At 39.4% G+C, this 26,246-nt stretch carries 19 protein-coding genes and 1 pseudogene; 19 read left to right on the forward strand and 1 reads right to left on the reverse strand.

What is annotated here, in order from left to right:
• A pseudogene (locus OCV57_RS12945) lies at positions 1 to 562 on the reverse strand (IS481 family transposase); the annotation flags it as partial.
• A 188-nt stretch (positions 563 to 750) separates the two neighbouring features.
• On the opposite strand from OCV57_RS12945, the gene OCV57_RS12950 reads away from it, so the two are divergent.
• From OCV57_RS12950 to OCV57_RS13040, 19 genes are all read left to right on the forward strand, one after another.
• The gene (locus tag OCV57_RS12950) at positions 751 to 1,758 is read left to right on the forward strand and encodes a toll/interleukin-1 receptor domain-containing protein (RefSeq protein WP_117924625.1); all 1,008 of its coding nucleotides are present in this window, start codon (positions 751 to 753) and stop codon (positions 1,756 to 1,758) included.
• A gap of 368 nt (positions 1,759 to 2,126) precedes the next feature.
• Entirely contained in the window at positions 2,127 to 3,005 is an 879-nt protein-coding gene (locus OCV57_RS12955; protein WP_117924623.1) for a hypothetical protein, read from the forward strand.
• A gap of 123 nt (positions 3,006 to 3,128) precedes the next feature.
• Positions 3,129 to 6,056, forward strand: a complete 2,928-nt coding sequence (locus OCV57_RS14490) for a SpaA isopeptide-forming pilin-related protein (RefSeq protein WP_267301898.1) — start codon at positions 3,129 to 3,131, stop codon at positions 6,054 to 6,056.
• A 94-nt stretch (positions 6,057 to 6,150) separates the two neighbouring features.
• Positions 6,151 to 6,501, forward strand: coding sequence for a hypothetical protein (locus tag OCV57_RS12965; protein WP_022288339.1), 351 nt, complete (start codon positions 6,151 to 6,153; stop codon positions 6,499 to 6,501).
• Entirely contained in the window at positions 6,491 to 6,802 is a 312-nt protein-coding gene (locus tag OCV57_RS12970; RefSeq protein WP_117891360.1) for a hypothetical protein, read from the forward strand. Before OCV57_RS12965 ends, OCV57_RS12970 begins: the two co-directional genes overlap by 11 nt.
• A complete protein-coding gene (locus OCV57_RS12975) occupies positions 6,799 to 7,227 on the forward strand; it encodes a hypothetical protein (protein ID WP_117891361.1) in 429 nt (142 codons plus the stop codon). Before OCV57_RS12970 ends, OCV57_RS12975 begins: the two co-directional genes overlap by 4 nt.
• A 3-nt stretch (positions 7,228 to 7,230) precedes the next feature.
• Positions 7,231 to 7,398 carry a hypothetical protein gene (locus tag OCV57_RS12980; RefSeq protein ID WP_267301899.1) on the forward strand — a complete coding sequence of 56 codons (168 nt, stop codon included), beginning with the start codon at positions 7,231 to 7,233 and terminating at the stop codon, positions 7,396 to 7,398.
• A gap of 778 nt (positions 7,399 to 8,176) precedes the next feature.
• Entirely contained in the window at positions 8,177 to 8,479 is a 303-nt protein-coding gene (locus OCV57_RS12985; protein ID WP_267301900.1) for a hypothetical protein, read from the forward strand.
• 16 nt (positions 8,480 to 8,495) lie between these two features.
• The gene (locus OCV57_RS12990; protein WP_267301902.1) at positions 8,496 to 16,406 is read left to right on the forward strand and encodes a MuF-C-terminal domain-containing protein; all 7,911 of its coding nucleotides are present in this window, start codon (positions 8,496 to 8,498) and stop codon (positions 16,404 to 16,406) included.
• A gap of 24 nt (positions 16,407 to 16,430) precedes the next feature.
• Positions 16,431 to 16,736 (forward strand): hypothetical protein, encoded by a 306-nt coding sequence (locus OCV57_RS12995; RefSeq protein ID WP_118159781.1) that lies wholly within the window; start codon positions 16,431 to 16,433, stop codon positions 16,734 to 16,736.
• Complete coding sequence (locus tag OCV57_RS13000) at positions 16,733 to 17,785, forward strand: DUF3991 and toprim domain-containing protein (protein WP_267301904.1); 1,053 nt, start codon at positions 16,733 to 16,735, stop codon at positions 17,783 to 17,785. The genes OCV57_RS12995 and OCV57_RS13000 overlap by 4 nt, the downstream gene beginning before the upstream one ends.
• A 2-nt stretch (positions 17,786 to 17,787) precedes the next feature.
• On the forward strand, positions 17,788 to 18,141 hold the full coding sequence (locus tag OCV57_RS13005) for a hypothetical protein (protein ID WP_117863296.1): 354 nt from the start codon (positions 17,788 to 17,790) through the stop codon (positions 18,139 to 18,141).
• Positions 18,142 to 18,239: 98 nt separating this feature from the next.
• Positions 18,240 to 20,684, forward strand: a complete 2,445-nt coding sequence (locus OCV57_RS13010) for a DUF8208 domain-containing protein (protein WP_267301905.1) — start codon at positions 18,240 to 18,242, stop codon at positions 20,682 to 20,684.
• A gap of 3 nt (positions 20,685 to 20,687) precedes the next feature.
• A complete protein-coding gene (locus OCV57_RS13015) occupies positions 20,688 to 21,017 on the forward strand; it encodes a hypothetical protein (RefSeq protein WP_117903360.1) in 330 nt (109 codons plus the stop codon).
• A complete protein-coding gene (locus tag OCV57_RS13020; RefSeq protein WP_267301907.1) occupies positions 20,980 to 23,658 on the forward strand; it encodes a VirB4 family type IV secretion system protein in 2,679 nt (892 codons plus the stop codon). The genes OCV57_RS13015 and OCV57_RS13020 overlap by 38 nt, the downstream gene beginning before the upstream one ends.
• Entirely contained in the window at positions 23,655 to 24,815 is a 1,161-nt protein-coding gene (locus OCV57_RS13025) for an Ig-like domain-containing protein (RefSeq protein ID WP_267301908.1), read from the forward strand. Before OCV57_RS13020 ends, OCV57_RS13025 begins: the two co-directional genes overlap by 4 nt.
• An 18-nt stretch (positions 24,816 to 24,833) precedes the next feature.
• Positions 24,834 to 25,136, forward strand: a complete 303-nt coding sequence (locus OCV57_RS13030; RefSeq protein WP_117903355.1) for a DUF3217 domain-containing protein — start codon at positions 24,834 to 24,836, stop codon at positions 25,134 to 25,136.
• 11 nt (positions 25,137 to 25,147) lie between these two features.
• Positions 25,148 to 25,714 carry a hypothetical protein gene (locus tag OCV57_RS13035; RefSeq protein ID WP_267301910.1) on the forward strand — a complete coding sequence of 189 codons (567 nt, stop codon included), beginning with the start codon at positions 25,148 to 25,150 and terminating at the stop codon, positions 25,712 to 25,714.
• Positions 25,715 to 25,716: 2 nt separating this feature from the next.
• Positions 25,717 to 26,088: a ribbon-helix-helix domain-containing protein gene (locus OCV57_RS13040; RefSeq protein ID WP_267301911.1), complete on the forward strand. Its 372-nt coding sequence runs from the start codon at positions 25,717 to 25,719 to the stop codon at positions 26,086 to 26,088.
• The last annotated feature ends 158 nt before the right edge of the window (positions 26,089 to 26,246 follow it).

Raw genomic sequence — 26,246 nt, forward strand, 5'->3', positions numbered from 1 at the left:
TTACAAAGTCTGCTGAAGAATAGGTGCTTTGCTCCTCATATCCGTATAAAAATCTTATCCTGGTATACTCATCGATCGCCGTGTATTGGTACAGCTTCATCTCAGGGTCAGCTATACACTTTCTCGGAACTACCTTTACGTCCACCTGAATACGCTCTCCGGGGTATGTCATCTGCTCGTATGGCTTTGGTTTATACGTCGCTTTCTTCGGCTTTTTCGGAAGCATTCCTAGTTTTTTCATAACCCTGTAAAGACTTTCAAGACAGCGTGTATACCCTTGTTTTCTGAGACGATGCCATAGTTCGGGAAGCTCAAGCGTTGGGTTTCGTTTGTGATACCTTTTGATAAGATCTATTTCTTCCTTGGTATGCTCGTTGGGATGATGATGCGGTCGGCGTGATTTAACTGCAAGGGACTCCACACTTCCGTCCCAGCGTTTCAGCCAGAAATATATATATGAACGTGATTTATTGTATTTTCTGCTCGCTCGGCTCACTCCATATTTCTTTGCGTAATTCATTAAGGATTGACGAAACTTCATATCTTGTGTTATACTATTCATGAGAGATAGGCTTCCTTTCTGATTTGTATTTGTGTGGTAACTTTATTTTATCAGATTTTTGCCTATCTCTCTTTTCTTTTTTCTTAATTTTGTCCAATATCTATTGTAGCACTACAAATAAAATACTTAGCGAAGAATAGCAGATAATTGACACATGATGAATAATATGGTAGAATGGAGTGTGTGCGATGTTACTCAATACATCTCAGTTAAAAGAGCTGTATAACAGATATGACAAGAAAAATAGTTCACTCATATCGATACCATTCTCAGCAATATCTGATGAGCCGTTAAAATTTTATAAATGGTATGCAGCTCTATTTCAAATCGAACTTAACGTCAAGGCGTTTGCTGACGTTGACAGCAAACAGATCATAATATATAAAGGAACGAAAATGAAATACTATGCTACCATTTTAATACCCTACGAAAATCGAGAAGCCTACATTGACGCAGTGAATGAAATAAACCAAATCGTATCTTCCAATGGCTGTATCATTTTATTTGTATGTAATATTCCATATAACCTTGTTTCTTACCTTTCAATTGAAGCGAAACAAAATGAGGGACAGCTCATTGAAAACATTATCAAGAAATATGATTTGAGAAAAGAACCTTCACTGGGGCTTCACGAACTGTTCATGGAATTTTGCAACAGAAAATTCAATATGGCGAATATTCCACCTAGTTGCAGCAAAGCAGATATAACGCAAATGTTCAGTGACGCTTATTTCTTCTGTTCAAAATCAGATCTCTCCAAGAAGGGATACAACTTTAATACTCATATTAGGAGGAAAAAAGTATTTATATCATACTGCCACGCTAACAAAGAATTGGTCTATGAAATAACAGAAGCCCTTGAATACAGCGGCATTGATCTTTGGATAGACAAAAAAGACATAAGCGTAGGTTCTCACCTGCTGGAATCAATCCTTGCAGGTATAGAAGAAAGTGATTTTGCCATTCTCTTTCTTAGTAATGCGACACTGTCATCAAATTACGGACAGTTGGAACTTAAAACAATAATGTCAGCGCTAACAAACAAGAAAAAAGGCTGGTACATAGTTAAAATAGACGATGTAGATGTAAATAACATCATGCCGTCATTAGGCGATTATAAATACTATGACCTAAGCAATGGAAATAAAACAGAGCTCATCAAGGATATCATCAATGCGATAAACGCTCAAAATTAAACAGCAATATTTGACATCACAAATCAATTGTGATATAATCTAGTTTGGAAAAGGTAAACTTAAACGGTAGGCGGTGTCCTCCCACACGGAATGATCTGAATATTGTCAGCCGAAAGGCTCAGGCAAAATAGGATATTCGGGAGGTGATAGAATGGACTTAGCTTTCTTTGTCTTGACTATCGTGCTGATTGTCGCTCTCAACGAGCTGATAAAAAGCATAAAAAAATAACCGCCCTCGACCAAAAGTTGCGGTTATTTTTTTACATAATCAAAAACTGAGGATAGCCGTCTATGCGGTTTACCTTTTCTATATATAAGTATACATCACTTTAAGATATATGTCAAGTCTAAAAAAGGAGGAAAACCATATGAAGAACACAATGAAAGCCATAGCCGCCTTGATAATCAGTGCGACAATGATAAGCATAACCGCCTGTGGCAACACAGACAACACATCATCAGCCCCTCCAAAGGCAACCACAACGGCTTCAAGCACAGAAGCTTCGGCAACCACCACAACGGAAGCCACACTGACCTCTCAGAGTGAGGAAACAACTTCCCTTTCGGCTACCACAACATCATCAACAACGTCCGCAAGCACAAGCAGTGGTAAATCTTCAACCACTACCAAGGGCGGCTCAACCACAAAATCGAACAGCCCAGCTAGTAATGGCGGTACAGTGAATAATAATCAGAACTACAGCCACAGCACTTCAAACAACGGCTCAGGCAACAACAACAGCAATAACAATAACAACAGCTATCAGCCTCAGCAGACGGAACGTCAGACAGAAAGACAGACAGAACGTCAGACAACGACTACAAGACAGACAACAACGGCAAAGAAAACGCAAGCTCCGAAGCCAAAGCCGACTACAACTACAACTGCTAAACCAAAGTTTAAGCTGACACAGAATGATATAGACAGAGTGGTTAAGGAACTTCAACAATATAGTAATGAAACTTGTGACTTTGACGCTATCTTCTATACAGAGCAGGAAATGTGGGATAACATAGCCACAAGAAATCTTGACAATTCATCGTGGGGTACTCCTTACACAGTATTGCCTGACACATATTCATCATGTGACGAACTATATGGTGTTGTAAAAGGCGGTATTAAAGATTTGTATGGGCGAATAGGTAATGACCAAGCTCACATAGTTGTGTATCAGCAATGGCACGGCGATGGCTCAGCAATAAACTCAGGTGGAAAGCCTGCATGGGAAATATACCTCCTTTACTGATATAAAATAAACTGAATAGAGTTTAAAAGCAATTCGATTTTCTTTCGGATTGCTTTTTTTATTGCGGAAATTCAAGTCCTATGGGCTTTTTAGATAGATAAAAAATTTTTAGGAGGAAAACAAATGAAAAAGAAAAGTCTTTTCAAACGTCTGAGCAGTGCTGCAATGGCTCTCCTGCTCAGCTTGTCGGCATTAACGCAGGGCATAACAGCCTCAGCGTTCTCCGATACCAACAAGGCAAGTCAGCAGTGGCTTAACGAATGGAGCTATGACTTCAGAGGTTCGGGTCTGCCTAACGGCTATGACATTGAAACAGGCAAGTCAAATGACACCCACTTCACAGGCTATTGGGCAAGCTCAGTGCCGTATTTCTCAACATCAGACGGCAGCTATGCTTATTGTATCAACTTTGACAAGCAGCATACAAGCGGAACAACATCTAAGCAGGAAAAACTTGAGGACTATGTGAAAAAAGCATATGTGCCTGACGCAATGAGAAGGCAAATAAAAGAGTTTACCATTTACAGCTACAAGGGCAAAACTCAGTACGGCTACTCAAAAGACACAGAGATATGTGCTTCAAGCATAATGGCTCAGGCTGTTTCGGCAAGATATTATGATGAGTCTACAACCGGACTTTCAAGCAACGAAACAAAGTTGCTAAACGCCTACAGCTATAACGGAAGTAATGCAAGCAGTCATCATAAGGAATTGGTTGACTGCTACAAAAAGATGAAAGCTGAAATGCTTTCGCACTATGATGTACCAAGCGGAACATCAAAGGCGTCTTACGGCAAGCCGCTCGACAAAGCTTCATATCCTGCAAAATATGATGTCAAGACAGGCAAGTGGACAGCAAAGCTCAAGCTTGACAGCCTTTCACAGTTCTCAGTTTCAAAGCCGAACTCAGTGACTGTTACACGTTCAGGCTCAGATATGACTATCACAGCAGACAATGAGAAAGATCTGAAAAACGTTGTTTTCACGCTCACAAAGACAAAGGGCAAGTATGTTGAACACATAGACGAGTGTTCACCTCTTATCCTTTCGGGCGGCTCAGACGTTCAGGAAATGGTGGTTTCCTGCTATGAGGACAAAGACCCTGTAAAGGCTTATCTGAAAATAACAACACCAATAGGTTCAGCTCACCTTGACAAGAGCTTCACAGACTATTTCGACAACAAGCAGACAGGCACAGCGGATATGTACAAAGCCGTTAAGTTCCAACTTGTCTGCAAAATCGGTGACAGCTACAAGTTTGTAAAGGCAACTGGAAAGGACGGAAGCTACAGCTTCACTGACCTCGCTTCACAGGCTACAGACCTTACGCCAAACAATAAGGGTGATATTGATGTAACAGGTCTGCCAGAGGGCGATTATGAGTGGAGAGAAATATCCACGGCAGACGGATATATGATTTCATCAAAGAAAGCTATCACTGTTACCGCTGACAAGACGGCTAAAACGGAGTTCGTCAACAAGGCTTCTGCTCCTGACAAGGGCAAGATAACAATTCACAAGCGTGACGCTGAAACAAGAGCTGACCTCGAAGGCGCAAAGTTTGAAGTGGCAGCAGCCGAGGATATCTACGTTGGCAATGGCTATTGTATCTATCCGAAAGGAACAGTTATCGACACCATAACCACAGGCACAGACGGCATAGCTGAAACAACAAAGGCTATCTACAAGGGCTACAGCTACACTGTAACTGAGATACAGCCACCAAAGGGCTATTCAATTTCTGACGAGCCTACACAGACTATCAAGCTTGTTGAACAGCAGGCGGAGTTCGTTGTAGATTTTGAAAACGAGCAAAACACTATTCCTTTTGAGATAACAAAGACTGACATTTCAACAGGTGAGCTTATCCCTGATTGCACCTTTGAAATTCTTAATGAAAATAAAGAACAGGTCATCACAGGAACAACGGACGAGAACGGCATTGCACATTTTCAACTCGCCATAGGCAAATATTTCTATCGTGAGATTTCAGCACCTGATATCTATGAAATTGACGATACTCCTTATCCGTTCGAAATAACAGAAAACGATGATATCGTCAAGGCTGAAATGACAAACAAGAAGAAAAGTGGCTCTATCAAGGTCACAAAGACAACAACAGGAAATCTCAATATCGAGGGCATTAAGTTCTTTGCAACAGGCATTTCAGACACTAACAAGGACTTGAAGTTTGAAGCGACAACAAATGAAAATGGCGTAGCAATGTTTGATAAGCTTGTTATCGGCAAGTATGTCATCACAGAGGACGGCTCTACAGTGCCTGCGGCTTACCTCACTGCTGATGAGCAGGAAGTAACAGTTGAATACAACGAAACAGCAGAAGTCGCTTTTGAGAATATCGAGAAAACAGGCTCTATCGTAGTTCATAAGACTACTGAGGGACAGAGAAACATCGAGGGTATCAGATTTATTCTTTCGGGTGTGTCTGACACAGGCAGAGAGATACGCATTGAAGCTGTTACCGATAAGGACGGCATTGCAACGTTTGAAAACGTACCTATAGGTACATACACTATCACAGAGGACGGCTCTACAGTTCCTTATGGCTATCTTGTTGCCGATGAAAAGGAAGTCAAGGTCGAGTATGCTCAGACAATAGACGCAACGATACTCAACAACGAGCAGACAGGCTCTATAAAGGTACACAAGAAAACTGCTGATATGACTAACGTTGAGGGCATCAGATTTATTCTTTCGGGAGTTTCCGATACTGGCAGAGAGATACGCATTGAAGCCGTCACCGACAAGGACGGACTTGCGAAGTTTGAGGGCGTTCCAGTTGGTACATACACTATCACAGAGGACGGCTCTACAGTGCCATACGGCTATTTGGTAGCAGACTCAAAACAGGTTACTGTTACTTACGCTCAGACAGTGGACGCAGATATGTTCAATGAAAAAGTTCCTGACACGCCAAACACTGGTTCTTCCGACAATGACATTGACGGCAGAACAGTTCTTGGCGGTGTAGTTGTCATACTCGCAGGATTTGCTATCGTGATGTTCAGCCGAAAAAGAAAAGAAAGATAATTGATACTGTCTGAAAAAAGACAGTAAAAAGGGGATCAATTTATCTATAATGAAGAAAGCGCCTGCAACGGGGCAGGCGCTGAGGAGGACGGGAATGAATAATGTGAATATCGATTTTAATTTCAAGTATCCAAGTAAAAAAGAAAGAGTAATTTATACAGTAACATCTGTTTTAAAAGATGAAATTAGATTGTTTGGTAAGAGTGTCATTTCAGCTATTCTAGTATGTGTTTGTTTTGAAAACGGCTGGATCTTACCGCAAGAACACTGTGATAACAATGATTTTATGATAGTTCTGTTTGCAATTTTCTGCTTTATGCAGTGTGCTATATTGATAAATGTATTCTCAAAAAAATACACATATGAGGGAAACATTATAGCCAAATTAAATGACGAGAAAATTATTTGTAGAGGATATTCTAAGAGAGGTGATAATGGTGAATAATGACAATGAACTCCATGATGTAACTTTTAAAATCAGGTATCCTAGCAAAAAGGAAAGATTTTTATATGCGGTAAAGTCCATTTTAATAGATGAGTTGACTATTCTTGCTGAAAGTATTGCTATAGCTGCAATACTTTGCTCTTTCTTTTCAAACGAATGGTCTATACCTCAAAAATACAATGTATTTATAGTACTATTGTACGTTGTATTTTTTGTTTCACAAATATTGATACTTTTAAGGGCTGCATTAACAGGGAGATACACCTTAAAAGAAATAATCATTCGGAGAGTTGAGAAATGAGCATATTTAAAAGATTGGAAAATCACTATAAAAGTAAGAGCTACTTGACATATCATGCGGCTAATGAGCATGAACAACTGCTGTTATTTTATCCAAATTATAAAAGCACAAAGATATACGTCATACATAAAAGTGATGACTCTAAGTGGTTTGACCTTGGTTGCCTTGAAAGAGGCGATGATGAAAAGCTCGGTGTTTCATTTTATGACGGCTGCGATAACAATTTTGATAAAATGATAGCGAAAATGAAAGGCGTAGATAAGGCAGCTGAGGACTACAGGTTTACAATCTTTTATGACCCCGACACGGATACTTATTGGGTAGACAATTCATTAGAGCTGTTTTTTGAAAATCAAGAAGATGTTATCGCCAGATATTTAAAAGAAAATGGATATCAGTTAATAAGCATGACAGGAGAAAAATAATACATGGAACTTGGGCAAAAAGGAAAAGGACGAACATTTAAACTGTATCATGATGTTCCTAAACGCTACAAAGCCACAGCCGCAGATACGGCACGTTTTGAGAAGTTTTTAAAAATCATGATGAAGAAAAGACCTACAAAGGTTATTAGCCAAAAATACAACTCACTATAAATTCTTGGATTATTATATCATGTTATGTGAAATAAGACAACAATATATTTTACAGAAAAAACACAATCAAATTTTATTCTTTATGAATTTCTTAAACACAAACAAATAGATCACTAAAACAGATGGAAATATTAAAAATAATAGCTGATATTTCCAAAAATGCGAAAGCAGGTAATGAACTATATATTGGTAATGGTTGTGAAATGACACAATCATCACGAGAAAACATAACATTTTAACTGCATTAACTAGACGGAATCTAGTAACCTTTTTGTACGGGTTTAAATCAAAGTTCACAATGGATTTGTCATATATAGTCATATCAACATTATGTTTACGTGATATTGAAATAATTATATCACTAACGTGCAAGAAAAACCACCAGCAGAATAATAGCCATGTAATCAAGTATACAAGAACTGTCAAACCCATAAGAATTGGATATACCCTTACATCCTTAAAAATTACCGGATCAAGCATTGATTTTAAATCATTGTCAAATGAACACATTAATAATGCTAACAATACAAAAATCGATAATTTATAGTCGTTGTAAATATTATTTATGATAACTTTTATAACGTCCATTATAAATACGCCTCCTTTCATCTATAAAGTATAAATATTATAAATTGAAAGGTCAATACAATATTTTTTACAAAGTTATAAACTTACACATACATAAGTGTGTCACAGTGACACACAACTTAAAATCGTAAACCTGAGCGTGTGAAGAATTTCATACGCTCTTTTTATATAACCGAGAGGAGTAACCACAATGATTACTGAAACGCCAAAGAAATCTAAGTTTGATATCTTGGAAGAAATCATGATAGGATTTCAAGATGATTACGAAACAGACAATGCTCAGACCCATTGGGTGAAAACCTACAAAGGGCGGCGAGAGCGATTAATTCAGCTGCAAGAGGAAGAATGTGAACTACAAGCGAATGTAATTGATGACGCTCACGATCTAGGATTTGTTGAGGGCGTAAGATATGCGCTCAACATCATGAATATGACAGATACAGGCAAGAATAAAGCGCTTTTGGAGCGGCTCTTAAATATTCTTGAAAAATAAAAGAGGGGAAACTTAAATGGATAAGCACGATAAGTATGAAGCTGTAAAACAAGCATGGTTTGAAATCAATGAGCAGCTGAGGAACAATAAGCAGGAATACATTGATTATCTCAAATTTTCTGCAAAGATGTATAAGCAGCCGTATTCAGACGCTGTGCTAGTATATCAGCAGAATAGAAACGCAACAAAGATCGCTGAGTATAAGAAATGGGGACGTCTAGGGCGATATGTAAGACGTGGCTCTCACGGCGTTGCTGTTTTTGGCAAAAATCACACTTGCAGATATTTATATGACGTCACTCAGACAGGCGGCAAAGAGTTGCCTGAGATGTGGACACTTACTGACCGCAACACACCTGAGCTGCTCAATACGCTTAATAACCGATACAATATAAGCGCAGGATCGATCAAAGAATGTATCGAAGCAATGACAGCAAACAGTCTTAATTCTGCGCCTATAGCTGAGTCAGTACAAAATGCAATATCTCAAATGGGACTTGACACAAAACAGGCTGAGATATACCGCCATTCACTGGATTCTGTGGTGCAGTTCGTTGTTTCTCAAAGATGTAATCTTTCAGGTAAAATAGATCTGCACGCCGATGTTGATGTAAGCGCTCTTGACCTTATCAAAAATGCAAGAGATATGATTCTTTTCAGCAGAGCTGTTCAGCACGCTGCCAAAGACACTCTGTTTGAAATTGAAAAAGAAGTTATCGCCATTGACCGCAAAAACGAAGCTCTTGACAATGCCAAAACCGCAAAGCAAGAAAGCACGTCTGATAGGGTTGACGATATACTCCAAGACCTTATAAAGCTTAAGTTTTCGCAAGAACAGATACTTGCATTAAAACAGGCTGTGGTGGCAGCTGCACAAAATGGTGAACATAACATACGGCATTGGGTAAGCGTCCGATATTCGCCCGACGAACTGCGGCATATATCATCTTTATTATCTGATTACTATGCTCAGAGTGTCATTGAGCAAACACTCGATCCAAAGGGCATACTCAATGATTACTATACATATGTAAATGAGCTCAATGGTCGGCTGAAGCTGTCAGATATGTTCTCTCACCATGATTATAGTGATGAACAAAAAGCCATGCTGCAGCAGGGTTTTTCTGAGGGAATTTCTATTACTGTTCTTAACGAGGTCGATGAACGGCTAACTGTAGACGAGATAAAAACATTCTTTGAGATGTTTCATCAGGCAGTTGACGGACAGATAGATCCACATGATGTTCAGATATATCTTGATAAGGCTGTAATAGAGCATTCAAAGAAGAACGTTCAAGCGGTTGAAGTCCATGACAACTCTGCCGACACAATCTCAGCAGATGTTACTCAACAGGACAAAAAAATAGAACCATCAAGAATTATAGGTTTGGCTGAAAACCAGCTACGCCCTGCTGTTCCTAATAGCTCTACAAGCAGTATAACAGACTCCTCTGGAGTTGTCAAGAGTGAAAAAACATTTGCCGAGCAGGTTGATGAAGCTTTAAGCGGAAAATTACCATTCTACACAAGTCTAAAAGTTTGTGACACACCGCAGATCTTAATTGATGTCGGTTGTGAACAGCTGCCTATGCTGTATACACAAAAGCATTTGAAAAATGCAATTTTACCGCCTGATGAAAGAAATCATCGGCATGGTCTTGAAATTGAGCAGATTAAAAGATTGCCAGAGCTTCTCTCTTATCCTGTAATGATTATTGATTCGCCAAATCGTAAAGACAGTATCATTGTTGTAACATCAGAAGTTGACAAGAGTGATAATCCGATAATTGCGAGCATAAAGCCAAACGGCAAGGGAAGATATGAAGTTGAAAATGTCAGCTCTAATTTCATTACAAGTGTGTATGGGAGGAACAATTTCCCTGAGTTTTTCAGAAGAATAGTTCAATCAGACAATCTCCTTTTTTGTGATAAACAAAAAAGCCAAGCAATGTTTGAGAGATGGGGAGAACAATACTCCGAATTAACAAACAATCTTGACTCTAATATTATTATACACCAAAGTCGCAATATTGTCAAGAGTAAAAAGCAAGAAAATAGTGCAGATATAAGTTCAAATGATGTCAAGACCTCTGCTGCATTATCCGAGCCTACGATAACCTGTGAATGGAGCGAAAGTAATTACTTTGAGGACGGCAAGACCTACAGTGTTGCAGAATTTGACACGCTCATGGAACAGGCTGACAGTGAAATGGTGGCAGGAGCAAAGGCTGCAATAGAGAAATACGGCTCAGCAAAAGCATGGTATGAAGCAGACGCTGATGACGAATTCTCACAGTTTATGGGCTATGATAAGGTCAAGTTTACTATCAATATGCCTGACGGACAAACGATCACTGAACGCCAAGACGCAGGTGACGGATACGGCGGCGTTATTGATTTTCTGAAAAGATACTCAATTTACAGCTCGATCATACCTGAGCTTGAAGCTGCAAAAGCCGCACATATGGCAGAACTGGTCGATGAAGTGCCTACACCTACAAATGAAACACAGCCTGAAATAGACAAGCTTTTGGGCAGGCTTAAGCTTGATTGTGATTACTATCTGAAAACAGGTGCAGAAAAGCATTTGTGGGCGGAAACAGTTGAAAAACAGATAGCTAAGATCAATGAGCTGTATGAGAAAATGCCTGAAAACGCCTACTTCACAAGAGAACAGATAGACGATTATGAAAAGAAAATGCTTGCGATAAAAAATGGTGAGGTCGAAAAACCTATACCATATGAAACGCCTACAATCGCTGATAATGTTCTGTCTGAAGAAAAAAAGACAACACCGCCTGTTTCTGAAAGCGTTCCTATATCTTCTACATCTGATGAACAGATATCACTCTTTGAAACGCCGCAAGAAGATATCAAAACTGAAAAGGTAGAAAAGCCAAAGAAGAATGTCAAAGCAAGCACATACCACTTTGACCCTGATAATGTTGTTGTGGGCGGAGCTGCTGCTCGTTGTGACGCAAATATAGCTGCTATTGAAACATTGCTGAAAATAGAGAGTGAAAAGCGGCTTGCGACACCTGAAGAACAGAAGATAATGGCTAGATACTCAGGTTGGGGCGGAACTGCTCAGGCTTTTGTTGCAGATAATGAGAATGTTTCTGCTGACAGTTGGGGAGCAAGGCAGACTCGTTTAAGAGAACTTCTGACCGCAGATGAATATACCGCAGCACGGTCATCTACACTTACAAGCTTCTATACACCGCCAGAAGTCATAGACAGCGTATATCTTGCTTTGGAAAGATTTCAATTTGAGGGTGGAAACATCCTAGAGCCTAGCATGGGCGTTGGAAACTTTTTTGCAAAAATGCCTGATGAAATGAGGGCAGATTCAAAACTTTACGGAGTTGAGCTTGACAGCATTTCAGGACGAATAGCCAAGCAGCTCTATCCAGAGGATAATATCCAGATAAAAGGGTTTGAAAAAACAACATTCAAGAATAACAGCTTTGACGTGGTCATAGGTAATATACCTTTTGGAGATTATGGCATTGCAGACAAAGCCTATGATAAATACCACTTCAAAATTCATGACTATTTCGCCGCAAAAGCAGTAGATAAGGTAAAGCCTGGAGGAATTGTTGCCATTGTGACTTCAAAATTCACAATGGACAAGAAAAATGATAAAGCAAGAAAGTATCTTGCCGAACGCTGTGACCTTTTAGGCGCAGTAAGACTTCCCTCTGGAACGTTTAAAGACGCAGACAGTGTTACAACAGATATTATCTTTCTGAAAAAAAGAACAACAATGACATCTGTTATACCAGACTGGGTACACGTTTCAGAAACACACAACGGCATTCCTTGCAATCAATATTTTGTGGATAACCCTGATATGGTACTTGGTACTATGGCATGGGACGAGCGTATGCGAGGAAAATATGGTGCAGACAGCAAGGTAACGACCTGCTATGCAAACAGTGACACTCCCCTTGCACAGCAGCTCATAAATGCCATTTCAAAAATAGACGGCGTTATTGATACTGTGGAAACTGAGCTTGACAATGGGACAGCTGAGATACTCCCTGCTGATCCAACTGTCAGGAACTTCACTCATACCATTGTTGACGGAGATCTTTATTTCCGTGAAAATGAAGTAATGGTCAAGGTCACAGAAACAGGCAAATCGCTTGAACGCATGAAAGGGCTTCATACTCTAAGGCAAGCAACTATGGAGCTTATCAATGCCCAGGCTGACGGCTGCACTGATGAACAGCTTGCAGAGCTTCAGAAGAAGCTCAACAGCACATATGACAATTTCAGAACAAAGTTCGGAAACATTACGGACAGCGCCAATTCACGCTGCTTTTCTAATGATGATGACTACAATACTTTAGCAGCACTTGAAGTTGTCAACGTGGAAAATAAGACAGTTGAAAAGGCTGCAATATTCACAAAGAGAACGATACTTCCAGATATTCCAGTTTCAAAAGTTGATACAGCACTAGAAGCACTTCAAGTGTCAATGGACAGATTGGGCAAGGTCGATATTATCTATATGTCACAGCTCACAGACACTACGCCTGAAAAGGTTATTGCTGACCTTGGTGATGAAATATTCAGAGATCCTGCCAAAGTTAAAGACAATGACCCATATTCAGGCTATACGGAGTCATCTGAATATCTGTCAGGCAATATTCGTGATAAGCTGAGAATAGCCAGAGAACATGCGGAACATATCGACAGCAGCTACAACAAAAACGTAGAAGCACTGATGAAAGTTGTGCCAAAAGACCTTGAAGCCAGCGAGATATCCGTAAGGATCGGCGCTAACTGGATCGATGTTGCAGATTATAATAAGTTTCTAAATGAGTATGCACACGCAAACACCTATTACTACCCTGTCACAAGAACAAAGCTTGGAGAATACAAAATAGAGGGTAAAACATCTGACCGCTCAGTTGCTGCCACTGAAACATTCGGAACATCAAGAATGAACAGCTATCAGATATTTGAAAATCTTCTTAATCAGCGTGATATTTTAGTTCGTGACAGACGAGAGGAGGACAGTAAAGTATGGTATGAGATAAACACTAAGGAAACACAGCTTGCAAAAGAAAAAGCTCGTCTAATGAAGGAGGCTTTTAAAAACTGGCTATGGAATGATATGGGTAGACGTGAAAAATACGTTGCAAAGTATAACTATCTGTTCAACTCCATACGGGGCAGAGAGTATGACGGCTCACATCAAACCTTTCCAGGCATGAACACATCAATAACGCTGCGGAAACATCAATCAAATGCTATAATGCGTGCTAAGCTTGGTGGAAACACGCTGCTTGCTCAAGATGTCGGAGCAGGAAAAAGTTTTGAAATGGTTGCAGCTGTAATGGAGAAAAAGCGGCTTGGTCTAATAAATAAAGCCTGCGTAGTTGTTCCAAAGCACCTCACGTTGCAAATGGCGAGTGAGTGGCTGCGGCTTTACCCAAACGCAAAACTACTTGTAGCAAAACCAGAAGACTTTACAAAAGCGAACAGAAAACGTTTTATTGCAAGGTGCGTCACAGGTGACTATGACGCTGTAATAATGTCATTTACTCAATTCGAGCGCATACCTATGTCAGACGAGTATAAAGAGCAATTTATGCAAAAGGAACTTCACGATATCATTAGTGCAATATCTCAAGCAGGGCGAAAGGATCAAATCTCTGTAAAAGCCCTTGAACGGCAAAAGAAAAATATAGAAGAAAGGCTTGAAAAGCTCCTTTCTTCCCCTAAAGACTCATCGTTGTGTTTTGAAAAGCTGGGCTTTGACTATCTTGTATGCGATGAAGCACATAACTATAAGAACTGCTTTGTTTCTACCAAAATGTCAAATGTGGCAGGCGTACAGACAACAGCAGCACAAAAGTCAGAGGATATGCTGATGAAAACTCAGTATCTCAACAGTAGATATGGCTGTAACAATATTCTTTTTGCCACAGGAACGCCGATAAGCAACTCTATGGTCGAATTTTACGTTATGCAGCGTTATCTCAGACCAGATCTTCTTGAGAAAGCAGGATTGCAGAACTTTGACGATTGGGCAAGCACTTTTGGTGAAGTTGTATCACAATTAGAGATAAAGCCTGCAGGAAACGGCTTTCAAATGAAAAATCGCTTCAGCAAATTCGTAAACATACCTGAGCTTATGCAAATGTATAAGGAATTCGCTGATATTCAAACAGCGGATATGCTGAAACTTCCCATACCAAAGCTTGAAACAGGAAAGCCGATAGTGGTGACATCAAAGCCTGACGAACGCCAAAAAGCATATATGAAAGAGCTTGCTGTACGTTCTGAGACAATACATAGTGGCACAGTTGACCCACGACAGGACAATATGCTGAAGATAACCCACGAAGCACGGTTACTTGGACTTGACAGCAGATGTATTTTCAAAAACGCTCAGCCTGCACCTGACAGCAAAGTGATGAAACTTATTGACAATCTCGAAAAGAACTACAGAAAAACTATGACAGAAAAAGGCGTGCAGATAGTATTCTGTGATATAGCGATCAACGAGGACGAAACACACTTCTCTGTGTACAAAGCTATAAAACAAGCGCTTATCGAGCGTGGAATACCAGAAAAAGAGATTTGCTTTGCAGGCGACGCAAAGACAGATAGGGCAAGAGATGAGATGTTCAAAAGCCTTCGCAAAGGAGAAAAACGTTTTATCATCGCAAGTACTTCAAAGCTTGGAACGGGCGCTAACATTCAAGATAGGATCTGTGCAATCCATCACCTTGACATACCGTGGAAACCATCTGACCTCACTCAGCAGGATGGACGTGGCATAAGGCAAGGTAATAGATTTTCACACGTCGGAATCTACCACTATCTTACCGAAGAGACGTTTGACGCATATATGATGGGTATTATAACCAATAAAGCAAAATTCATAAATCAGATATTGACCTCCAAAAGTCCTGTGAGAGTTTCAGAAGATGTTGACGAAATGGTACTTACATACTCTGAAATGCAAGCTATTGCTTCGGGCAATCCTATGATTAAGGAGAAAATACAGCTTGATAATGATGTTGCAATGCTGAAAACTCTTGAAGCGGAACACAAGAAGTCAATTTTCAAAATGCAGGAGTTGGCAGAAAAAACGCTGCCAAAGCAGATATCGCAATACTCTGAACTTCTCGCTAGAGCAAAGAGTGATATGTCTAAATATCAGGAACATCAGGCATTGAACAAAGATTTTGAAATGACAATAGGCGGTATCAGATATGATAAACGTGAAAATGCAGGAGAACAAATTGCCGTGTCAATGGCAATTTGTTCTGCCACAGGTGAGACTATCGAACTTGGAACGTATCGTGATTTTAAAGTCACAATAGAAAAGAATCCATCTGCAAACACATTTTTTGAACTTGATACACCTTGTATTGCTGTTCTTCACGGAGAACTTACTTATTCGTGCGATATTGCTACAGATAATGCCGTAGGAAATGTCCGAAGAATCGAAAATCTTGCAGGCATTCAGATAAACCAGAAATTATGCTCCCTTGAGGAACAGCTTGAAAAAGCAAACAAAGATCTTTCAGAGGCTCAACAAAATATGCTTAAGCCATTTGAGCACGAACAGGAATTAGCTGACAAGACAAAACGACTTGAATACGTCAACGCCCAGCTCAGCGGAAATTCTCAAAACCAATCTGAAGCTTCTGGAAGTGCTATGGAATTCAGATTTCATAACAACAAGTACCAAGCCTTGATAGGCACTAAAGATAAATCAGAATGGTGTGATGTTGTATCAAAGGGAGGAAAACTCATAGCTGCAGCTGATAATAAAATCTATAATCTGTCTGAAAAAGAAAGCGACCAATTTCGCAACTTTGTTTTCAACGGTGGCAAAACCGACACAGACAAAAGTCATTCTCTACTAGAAAAGCTCAAGCCAAAGGCGCTTAAATTATAAAACATTGAGAGGAGGTGAGGATATATGATAGACAGAAGATACGAATCAGGCAAAAGCTTTGTCATGTACTCTAAAGAGGAGTTTGAAGCCGCACGGCGAACAGATATGGTCACATTTCTCGAAAGCCACGAGGGTTTCAGCTTTAAATCGTCAGGCGGTTGGTATATAGGGATAGAGCATGACAGTCTTAAGATCAATCCAGACCGCTATACCTGGCACTGGTATTCAAGAGATCTTTACGGAAAAGGTGCTATCGACTGGCTCTGCAAGGTTGACGGATACGATTTTAAAGAAGCTGTTTCTCGTCTAAGAGGAGGTGAGGGTATATGATAGACAGAAGATACGAATCAGGCAAAAGCTTTGTCATGTACTCTAAAGAGGAGCTTGAAGCCGCACGGCGAACAGATATGGTCACATTTCTCGAAAGCCACGAGGGTTTCAGCTTTAAATCGTCAGGCGGTTGGTATATAGGGATAGAGCATGACAGTCTTAAGATCAATCCAGACCGCTATACCTGGCACTGGTATTCAAGAGATCTTTACGGAAAAGGTGCTATTGATTGGCTTTGCAAGGTCGATGGATACGATTTTAAAGAAGCTGTTTCTCGTCTAATAGGCAACACCAGTATACGAGCTTCTCCTGAAATGAGAAAAGCAGTAATCAGCGAACAGCACTATCAGAAAAAAACTAAAAAGGCAGAATTTAAAGCTCCGCCGCCCATGCAGGGCAAATGGCGAGAGCTTTTCGCTTATCTTAACATAACGAGAAAGCTGCCTGCTGACATAATAAATTATTGTGTCAGCAATAAGCTCATATACCTCGATGTTAAAAAGCGAGCTATTTTCTGCGGCTACGATAAGTTTGGCTCAATGAAGTTTGCAGAAGCAAAGATCACAAACACATACAACAAATACTATCCGCAGAACATTGAAGGCAGCATGAAAGAATACAGCTTTTATATCCCTGCTAAACCAAATGCGTATGGTTATGACCCTACAAAGCTTTATGTGTTTGAAGCACCCATAGACCTTTTATCTCACGGAGCTTTAATGCAGCTTTCAATGAAAAAACAGTGTGCAGCAGTCGGAATGTCTGAAATGTATCGTTCTGATTGTTGGCTTGGAATAAACAGGGTATCACTATCAGGCTGCTCTGATATAGCACTTAAGCAAAGACTATCTGATGATCCTCGGATCACACAGATAGTCTTTTGTCTTGATAATGATGAAAGAGGACGTCAAGCAACAGAAAAGCTAATGTCTGACTATTCTGCAAATTACACTGTAAAAGTGAGCATACCGCCTTACGGCAAGGATTGGAACGATACGCTGAAATTTATTGTAACGTCAAAAAACAAAAAAACAAATACGGAGGAATAATTATGAGAAAAATAATTGAAAAGATCAAAGAAAAAGGTGTAAAGCTTAGCGCACGAATTTTCGGTGCAATGACGGCTTGTTTTTCAACGATCGTGGCAGCTTATGCCGACGCTGAAGACACAGAAGCAGGTGGCGTATGGTCAGACATAGCTGCATGGATAACCAAAAACAAAAATGGTTTGTCCATAGTCGCAAAAGCTCTCATTGGATTGTGTGTTGTATGTATAGTTATATGCCTCAGCACAAGTGGTAAACAAGGTGTAGCTTCTGTAAAAGGTTGGCTTATCGCTTTGGTAATTGCCATTATCTTGCTCGTATTTGCAGACAGATTTTTACAGAGCATGGGAGTGGGTTAAATCACAAGGACACACGTTTGTGTGTGTCCGTAAAAACGCTTATCTATGGTGTTTCTACGAGCATACACAAACAAAAAGCACACGAAAGGAGCATAATTTTGAAGTACATGAAAACAAAAAAGGTATGGTATCAACTCATATTTATAGCTGCCATAGTAACAAGTGGCTTTGGAAGCTTGGAGGTATGGGCTGCAGGACAATCAGGATATACTGGCTGTTCTTCAAGTATTCTAAAAATGGTAACTGTCCGAAATCAGTTTCGTGATCTGTTACGGAATATCGAATTTAACATTCTGAGTTTTCTCGCAGATGTAATAGACTTTTTCGATAATGCCGTCAGTGCCCTGCTCAAGCTCAATTTCTTTGATTACTTATCAGATGAATTCAGTTTTGGTAAAATGGGAACTGTCATAATAGCAGTAATGAGCCTTGCGCTCGTTTTAGGAGCTTGTGCATTAGTAGTTTACCACAATAAGATCCGTGTGTCTGACTTTCTTATGAGCATACTCGTTTCATCTATACTTCTTGTTGCATTTCCTACCTTTATATCTTCCTGCAACTCTCTCCGCAGCAAAGGTGTTGATGCAGCTCAAAACATTAAAATAAACGATCAATCTGAGCAAGCAAGTGTAAACAGTGACGGAACAGTTGTCATAGGTACACTTGGCAAAGATCTTTTGGCTTCAGGAATATATGACGTTGAAAACAGCGTTGATCTAAAGAAAAAAATGAATTACCTTGACACTGTAGGAAGTTCAGGAAATATAAAAGATATCGAGATAACTGGTGGTATTGCGCCTGATGATGATAAACCATGGACTACCTATTATATCACTGATGTAAATGATGTATACCCTGCCCAGAAAAAATTTAATGACCTGACAACAGAAAACATGATGTCACTTCTTGGTTTTGAAGATGAATATAATATTCTAAAAAATGCAAATGGCGAGCTTATACTAAGCGCTGATTATGGCGCAAATATGCAGGTTTACTGTTCTGTATACAGCACATCAGGCTCAATATACGGAAGCGTTCTGTCTGAAAAAGATTATGAAACATTTTTATCAGCTTCTATTGGTGACGCTTGTCCTTATGGTGCTACACTTGGAGATCTGCATTATCCAGACGGCAGCAGAATAACAAATGTCATTAACTATAATACATATCTTCGTGACCTTATAGCAAACCACCCTGCTGTAGCTGCCGCAGGCAAAACGCAGGAAGTTGGAGCAAACGCACACACTGTTGAAGAAGCGCTTGATATCATAAAAAATGATGTCATAAGAAATCTTAACATAGCTGCAAACACAAGGACTGCTAAAGAAGCAGAGCCTGTTAATGCAACATATCAAGCTTTTCCGCTCTTTGATGAAGAAGAATATGACAATCTTAATTCTTTAGAACAAGTTATAAGAAGAAATATTACTAGCGGATACACATATGACAGCTTGTACTATTATCACATAGACTTCTGGTCAACATTCGTACTTATGATAGCAGTAGCTATTTGTCTTATCTTCAGCGGAATAAAAATAGCAACTACCCTTTTTGAGATAATGTTCTCACAGCTCATAACACCTTTTATAATAGCAACTGATCTTAATGGCTCAGGACGTGCAAAAAAAGCTATACAAAATATGCTTCTCTCAAATATTGTTCTTATGATAGTTGTCATTCTCATAAGGATATATATTTCCGTTATATGGGGCGTAAAATCTTCTGATTATGGAGATAATTTTGCCGTAATGCTTATAGTCATAATCGCAGGAGCAAAATTTGTTATAGACGGACCTGAGATACTGACTAAGCTGTTCGGCATTGATGCAGGCGTTAAGTCAGGTGCAGCCACAATGATGGCTATCAACCAATCAATGCAAACGGGCAGTTATGCCGCAATGGGACTTGCTCGTGCAGGAAGCAGCGTTGTACATGGGGCAGGAAGTGTTGCAAAGCATACCGCAAGCAGCGCAGCAGGAGCAGTAAAAGGCTTTGCAGGCGGCGTATATGGTGGTATACACGGCGGTGATACTACCCCTGGCAAGATAGGAAAAGCTATAGGCGGCGCAGCAGCAGGAACTGTAACAGGCGCTGTCGGTGGAGCTTTCGGTCATACTAATGCAGGCGCAAAGGCAGCTTATGCAGCAACAAATCCAGGCTCAATAAAAGATACATTCTCAAATGCAAAAGACAACATTGCCAATAACGTAAAAGAGTCTGTAGGAGAGGGCTTTTCATCAGGCGGCGCAGGCAGCGCTTCAAAGGGTGCTGACGGAAAGGACGGCTTAAATGGCACTAACGGCATGAATGGAGCTAAAGGCGACAGAGGTGCGCAAGGCGCAGCAGGCAAAGACGGCACAAATGGAACTGACGCAAGAGCCGATAACAACAGTGGAAACAGCAGCAATAACAGCAATAATAACGGCACATCTCAGCCTGCCCGTGGCAGTGGCTTTGACGCTCCAAAGGCTGCAGCAAGCAATAATAACAATAAGCCTGACACATCAAAAGGAAATGGATTTAAGGACAAGGGAGGCAAGTAACATATGGGAGTAGTACCTAAAAAGACAAAAGCGGAACAGCGTATCTTCCGCCATATCAACCTTACAAAAATAGTCGGATTGATAGTAACACTAATGGTGTCATCACAGTTAGCCAATATCATGGTAAGTCCCAAACTAGGCATTCCATTTATCATATTCTGTAGTGTGATATTTCTCATAATGAGCGGAAAAAGCCCCTCTGATCCATGCAAAAGCTTTGCTGAAGCATGGCTTGAGTGGCTCAGTTTCCTAATGACAAATAAAACTCTGCATAAGCACCAAGGAGGAGAGATCAATGATGAGGAGATCATCGACGCCGAAAAGCACGAATAACAAGGTCAATGGTAAAGGTTTTTCGAAAAGAAAAGCACATAAGAAAGCTGCCGAAGACCAATCGAGTATAATATCACGTCTTTCATTTGAAAGCATTGAAAACGGCATTGTGACGCTTAAGGTCAAAGGAAAATCACTTAAAATGGGTGTTCTTGCCGTATCAGGCATGGATATATTCGATCTTAACGATTATGACCGCAATACAGTTTTCAATAATTTTGCCAAGGCAACTTTATCTATAGGCACTGATCACAAATACGTTTTTACTTCAAAAACTCCGTATCTTGCTAATCAGAAAGCCTATATAAAGTATAAAATGCAAAAAAGCATCAATAGGTATTCAGAATATCTGCTCAACGAACAGCATGATATATTTGAAGATTTTGAGGTAAGCCATTATGATCGAATGGCTTACCTTTTTATTTACTCTGATGACGAGAAGAAAATATATACTGGCGCTCAGAGGTTTATAAACCACATGAGAGATGTTGATGTATCATGGTGTTCAACCGAAGAAATAATCGTTACGCTCAATAAGCTTATCTGTCTGAATACAGAAAATCAGCAGTTGTCCGAAAATGGAGATCTTAATGAAACTATCCTGCCTGAAACAATAATATTTAAGCCAAATTATTACAAGATAAATGATGTGTTTGCTCAGACAGTGGTAGTGTACGATTATGCAGCTGAGATAGATGACCTTAGACTTGCTCAGATAGTTACACAATCGAATGATACGATAGTATGGGACGTTAATGTGGCTGATAAAGAAACTGTATTAGATGAACTTAGTTCTTCCCTGCGAGAGTTAGAGTCACGAGGAGGTATAATTCAGGACGCCACAGAAAAGCTCGATACAAGCACTGAATATCAGAAGCTAGAAATGATATACCAGAACATAAAAAACGGCAATGAGCAGATATACTATGTAACACTCAGATTTATTGTAAGTGATACCGATCTAAGCTCACTGAATAAACGGACACAGGAACTGATCCACGAGCTTGAACTCAGCGGTTTGGCGGCGTATGTTCCAACAAATATAATGCAGCATGAGTTTTTAACCACTATTGATAAAAGCAACACGATAAAAACACCTTTCCCAGTGTTTGATACCTTGTCACGTCAGTTTCCGTTTTACTATCAATCACATATAGACGATACAGGGCTTTTCTTTGGCTTCACGGAAACAGGCGGTCTTAATATTCTCAATACCTTTAAACGGACTAAAAGTCGTAATTCCTTTGACCTTTTGGCAATAGGACTTAAAGGCGGCGGTAAATCAGTAACGCTGAAATCAATGCTTGAAGACCAGCTGCTTATAGGCAATAAAGTAATGGTACTTGATATCGAAAGCGAGTATCAACCTATGGCAAAGGTCTATGATGGTCAAACCATAAAGATAAACAGCAATTCAAGGATAAATCCTCTGCAAATATGTAAAGTTGTAGACTCACGAGTTGATGATGAGATATCACCAGAGGACGAAGCAAGAGAAAATTTTGCTTCTGAAATGTCAAGAATACGCACATTTATGTCAATGTATATGCCAGAAATAGATATGTACACTATGGAAATCTTTATGGATCTTGTAACTGAATGTCTGTCGGACAAGGGTATTTTCCCTGAAACAGATGTTACATATCTTGATCCGAAACAGTTTCCGTCTTTTACAGATGTAAACAACAAGCTTCACGAAAAGCTTTGCAACATAACAGGTATGCCAGAAAGAAAATATGAAGCGTACAGCAACATTCAGGTGTATATAAAACAGCTTTGCGGCAAAGGTGCATATGCAGGAATGTTTGACGGAGCGACTAATGTTGATGTAAAAAACAATGACCTGATAATCTTTGATGTTAAGAGCATAAGTGAAATGGCTGAGAATGTATACAACGCTCAGCTTTTTAATATTCTCACTATTATGTGGTCAACGATATGCAAAAACATAGGCTACAATCAAAACCTTATCAATCCATGGGATAAAAGAAATGTTGTGTGTCTTATTGACGAAGCTCACAGATTTATCTCAGTGAAATATCCACAGGTAACAGAGTTTATTGAAAAACTTGTTCGCCGCACAAGAAAATATTTTGCAGGATTATGGTTTGCAACTCAATCAATATTAGACTTTATTCCTGACGGAAACATCACAGCAGCAGGCTCTATAAAAGTCATTTTCTCCCTAGTTCAATACCGATTGGTGCTTAAACAATCGCCTGAAAGCATTGAGATATTGCACCAAGCCTTTCCGCAATTCTCATATACCGAGCTTAAAGAAAGCACAGCATTTGAGCCTGGTCAAATGCTGTTGTCATTAGGAGCAGGCAGGGACAAGCTGCATTGCAGAAGAATTGTTGGCGCAAGACAGCTCCTCTATATGGGCAATGCAGAGGACAGAATAGAGATAATCCACAACTGCTTTTCTCACTATTACAACGAATATTCTAAGCAGGAATATGGACTTATGTTGAGAAAAATGGACGCTGATTATTTCAGGAAATGCTTCCTTGCAGAAACATATTCCTACCTTAGAATGGAGCAAAACATAAGTCATTATATTGACGCAGTTATAGTTCAAATGGTGGATAATCTTATCAAAGAACTTCTTCAAGCTGCAGGAACGGAGGCGGCACGATGAAAGTAGTAAGTCCTAAAAGCAGCAGTAAAATATATATAATATTTACTGTTGTGACAGTGTTGTTAGCAGCATTTTTTCTCACGTCGAACAGATGGATGCAATCAATTACATACAAAAGCAAAAGCGATAATTATAATCAGACGCTAACTCTTAATTGCTACAATATAAAGATAACAGACGCTTCTTACCACGATAATATTTGCGAATTCGTTTTAAAATGCCGCCTTTCTAGCAGTGATACTAGGGCAACATATCCCGAAATTAAGACGATAAGATTTGATGATGATCTAACAGAGTATAAGTTCACAGTCAGCGAAAAATATGATGATTATTCAAGAAAAGTAACAGTGAAAGACCCTCCGTCCGACTTCAAGATAATGCGTGTTGTTGTCAGATCTGCTCTGCCAGATACAAAATATGCAGACGCATATGATGAATTTGGAGAGAAGATACCTGCACACACTGAGAAAGGAAAAGGGTACATTAGAACGATAACTATTGACCGAAAAGATATGCAGAAAAGTGCAATAAAAATCGTCCCAGGCAATACTGAAAGCCGTACACAAACGAGTACAGCAAGCAGTATTTCAAGCACAACAAAGCCAAAAACCACAACAGCACAAGCTGTCGCTGTGACTACAAAGGCTACATCACAAACAACACATAACGTCAGCGAAAAGGCGGCAGAAGAGTCACAAACAAGCACAACTACTTCAACCAAACATCAAGTTGCAACAGCAGAAAACAACACAAGACCGCAGGAGACAAGACGATATGACGAGCCTGCATATGCCCCAGAACAGACTACTGGCGCAACACATAATGAGCCTGCTCAAACACTTGCTCCATCTGCAAAGCTGACAGAGCAAGTAACAACTACAACAACGCAGCCTAGAGTCTATTCTATAAAGCTTGCTACAGATTTTGAGTATAATGACGTTCAGCTTAAAGTGGGAGGACGCACTCAGCTTCGTGCAGAGATCGAGCCTGACAATGCCATTAATAAGAACGTAAAATGGGAGAGTAACCGTCCTGATATTGCAACAGTTGACAGTAACGGCAATGTAACAGCCGTATCAAAAGGCAAAGCTATCATAACCGCAACAACAGAAGAGAAGGGCTTAAAGGCAAGCTGTATGATAACAGTTAGCCAATAATGAAAAGAGGTAATCAGAATGACTTTTAATAATTCTTCAAACAAAGTAAGAGTAATAGGTTTTATCGTTTCTGATATAAAAAACCTAAGTGCCTATGCTATCGAATTTCTTATCGCAGTGCCTAGAAAGGCTAAAAAAGGCGAGCAGAGCTTTAACGATGTTTTCACTGTATACGTTAATGAGGAAAGCACAATTTCCTTTGCAAGAAATCATTTGCGCAAAGGCAGCGTGATAGTAGTTAAGGGAGAACTGAGGACTTTTAAAGATAATAACGTGAAAATATGCAGCAGTGATATAACCATCTCGTCACAGAACAAGTGAGGTAAAGTGCTATGGAAAATATACTTTTTGAGTACCCTGTCAATAACGAAAACAGTTCTTTTGATGATGAATTTCAAGTTCAAAAAGCGAGAACTATCAAGATAAAATACACTGTTATAATCGCAGTTTTTTGTGCATTGGTAATGTATTTTTTATCTGCACTTTTTGCAAAAGCAGCACTGCTTTTTTATTTACTTACAGCGTTTTTTACTATACTTGCAATGGTAACAGGAAAGATGTTTGTGAAATATCCAAGGCATTTTCTTTATATAAAGGCAACAGAAAATGAACTGCAGCTTGCTTACTATAAAGATAAAAAAGAGGATTACCACTTCCAATATAAAAGCATTGAAGAGATAAGGTTTGCAGACAAAAATTTCACTGCTGTATATATAAAAGAAGAAGGACGTAAACCATATTACTTTGAATTAAATAAGTGGACACCTGAGCAAGGCTTTTTCCTTTACACCATACCGCAAATTCTCCCTAACGTGTTCAAGGGCAACAGCAAAGAGATAGCAAAAAAATATGGTGATGAAGCTGATTTCTACAATGAAGTATATAAGGAGAGTAATTGAAAATGGATATAATCATACGCAATATTCCTGAGAATATGATAGATAAACTAGACAGTATAGCAAAAGCTGAGGACTTATCACGGAACGCATTACTTACAAAACTAATATCAGATTTTGTGAAAAGCAATGACGATTTTGTTGTAAATATTCTTCCGCCTATCGTTCGTGCGTTAGTAAATCAGGAGCTTGACCGCCTTTCAGAGGGTGCAAATTCCACTATAAATAATGTGCATATTGCAGCGCAAAAAATGATAAATACAACAGAAAAAATCGAAAATCTTCTTACAGAAACGATAACAAATTCTGAAGAAAACTCAATTACAAATGAAGAAATTCTCAGGATGCTTGAAATTTCGGACAAAGAAAGTTCATAAATAAGCCTGTTTTGTTTACACAGCAGAAATATATACAGATTATTACAGCATGAAAATTATATAATTCGTATATAAAGAGGTAAATAGAGGAAGTTTTCGTATATAAATCATATATAAATTTTGATTTGCAATATATATAAAATATATAAATTACAATT

This window comes from Hominimerdicola aceti (assembly GCF_025567495.1).
Classification (GTDB): domain Bacteria; phylum Bacillota; class Clostridia; order Oscillospirales; family Ruminococcaceae; genus Hominimerdicola; species Hominimerdicola aceti.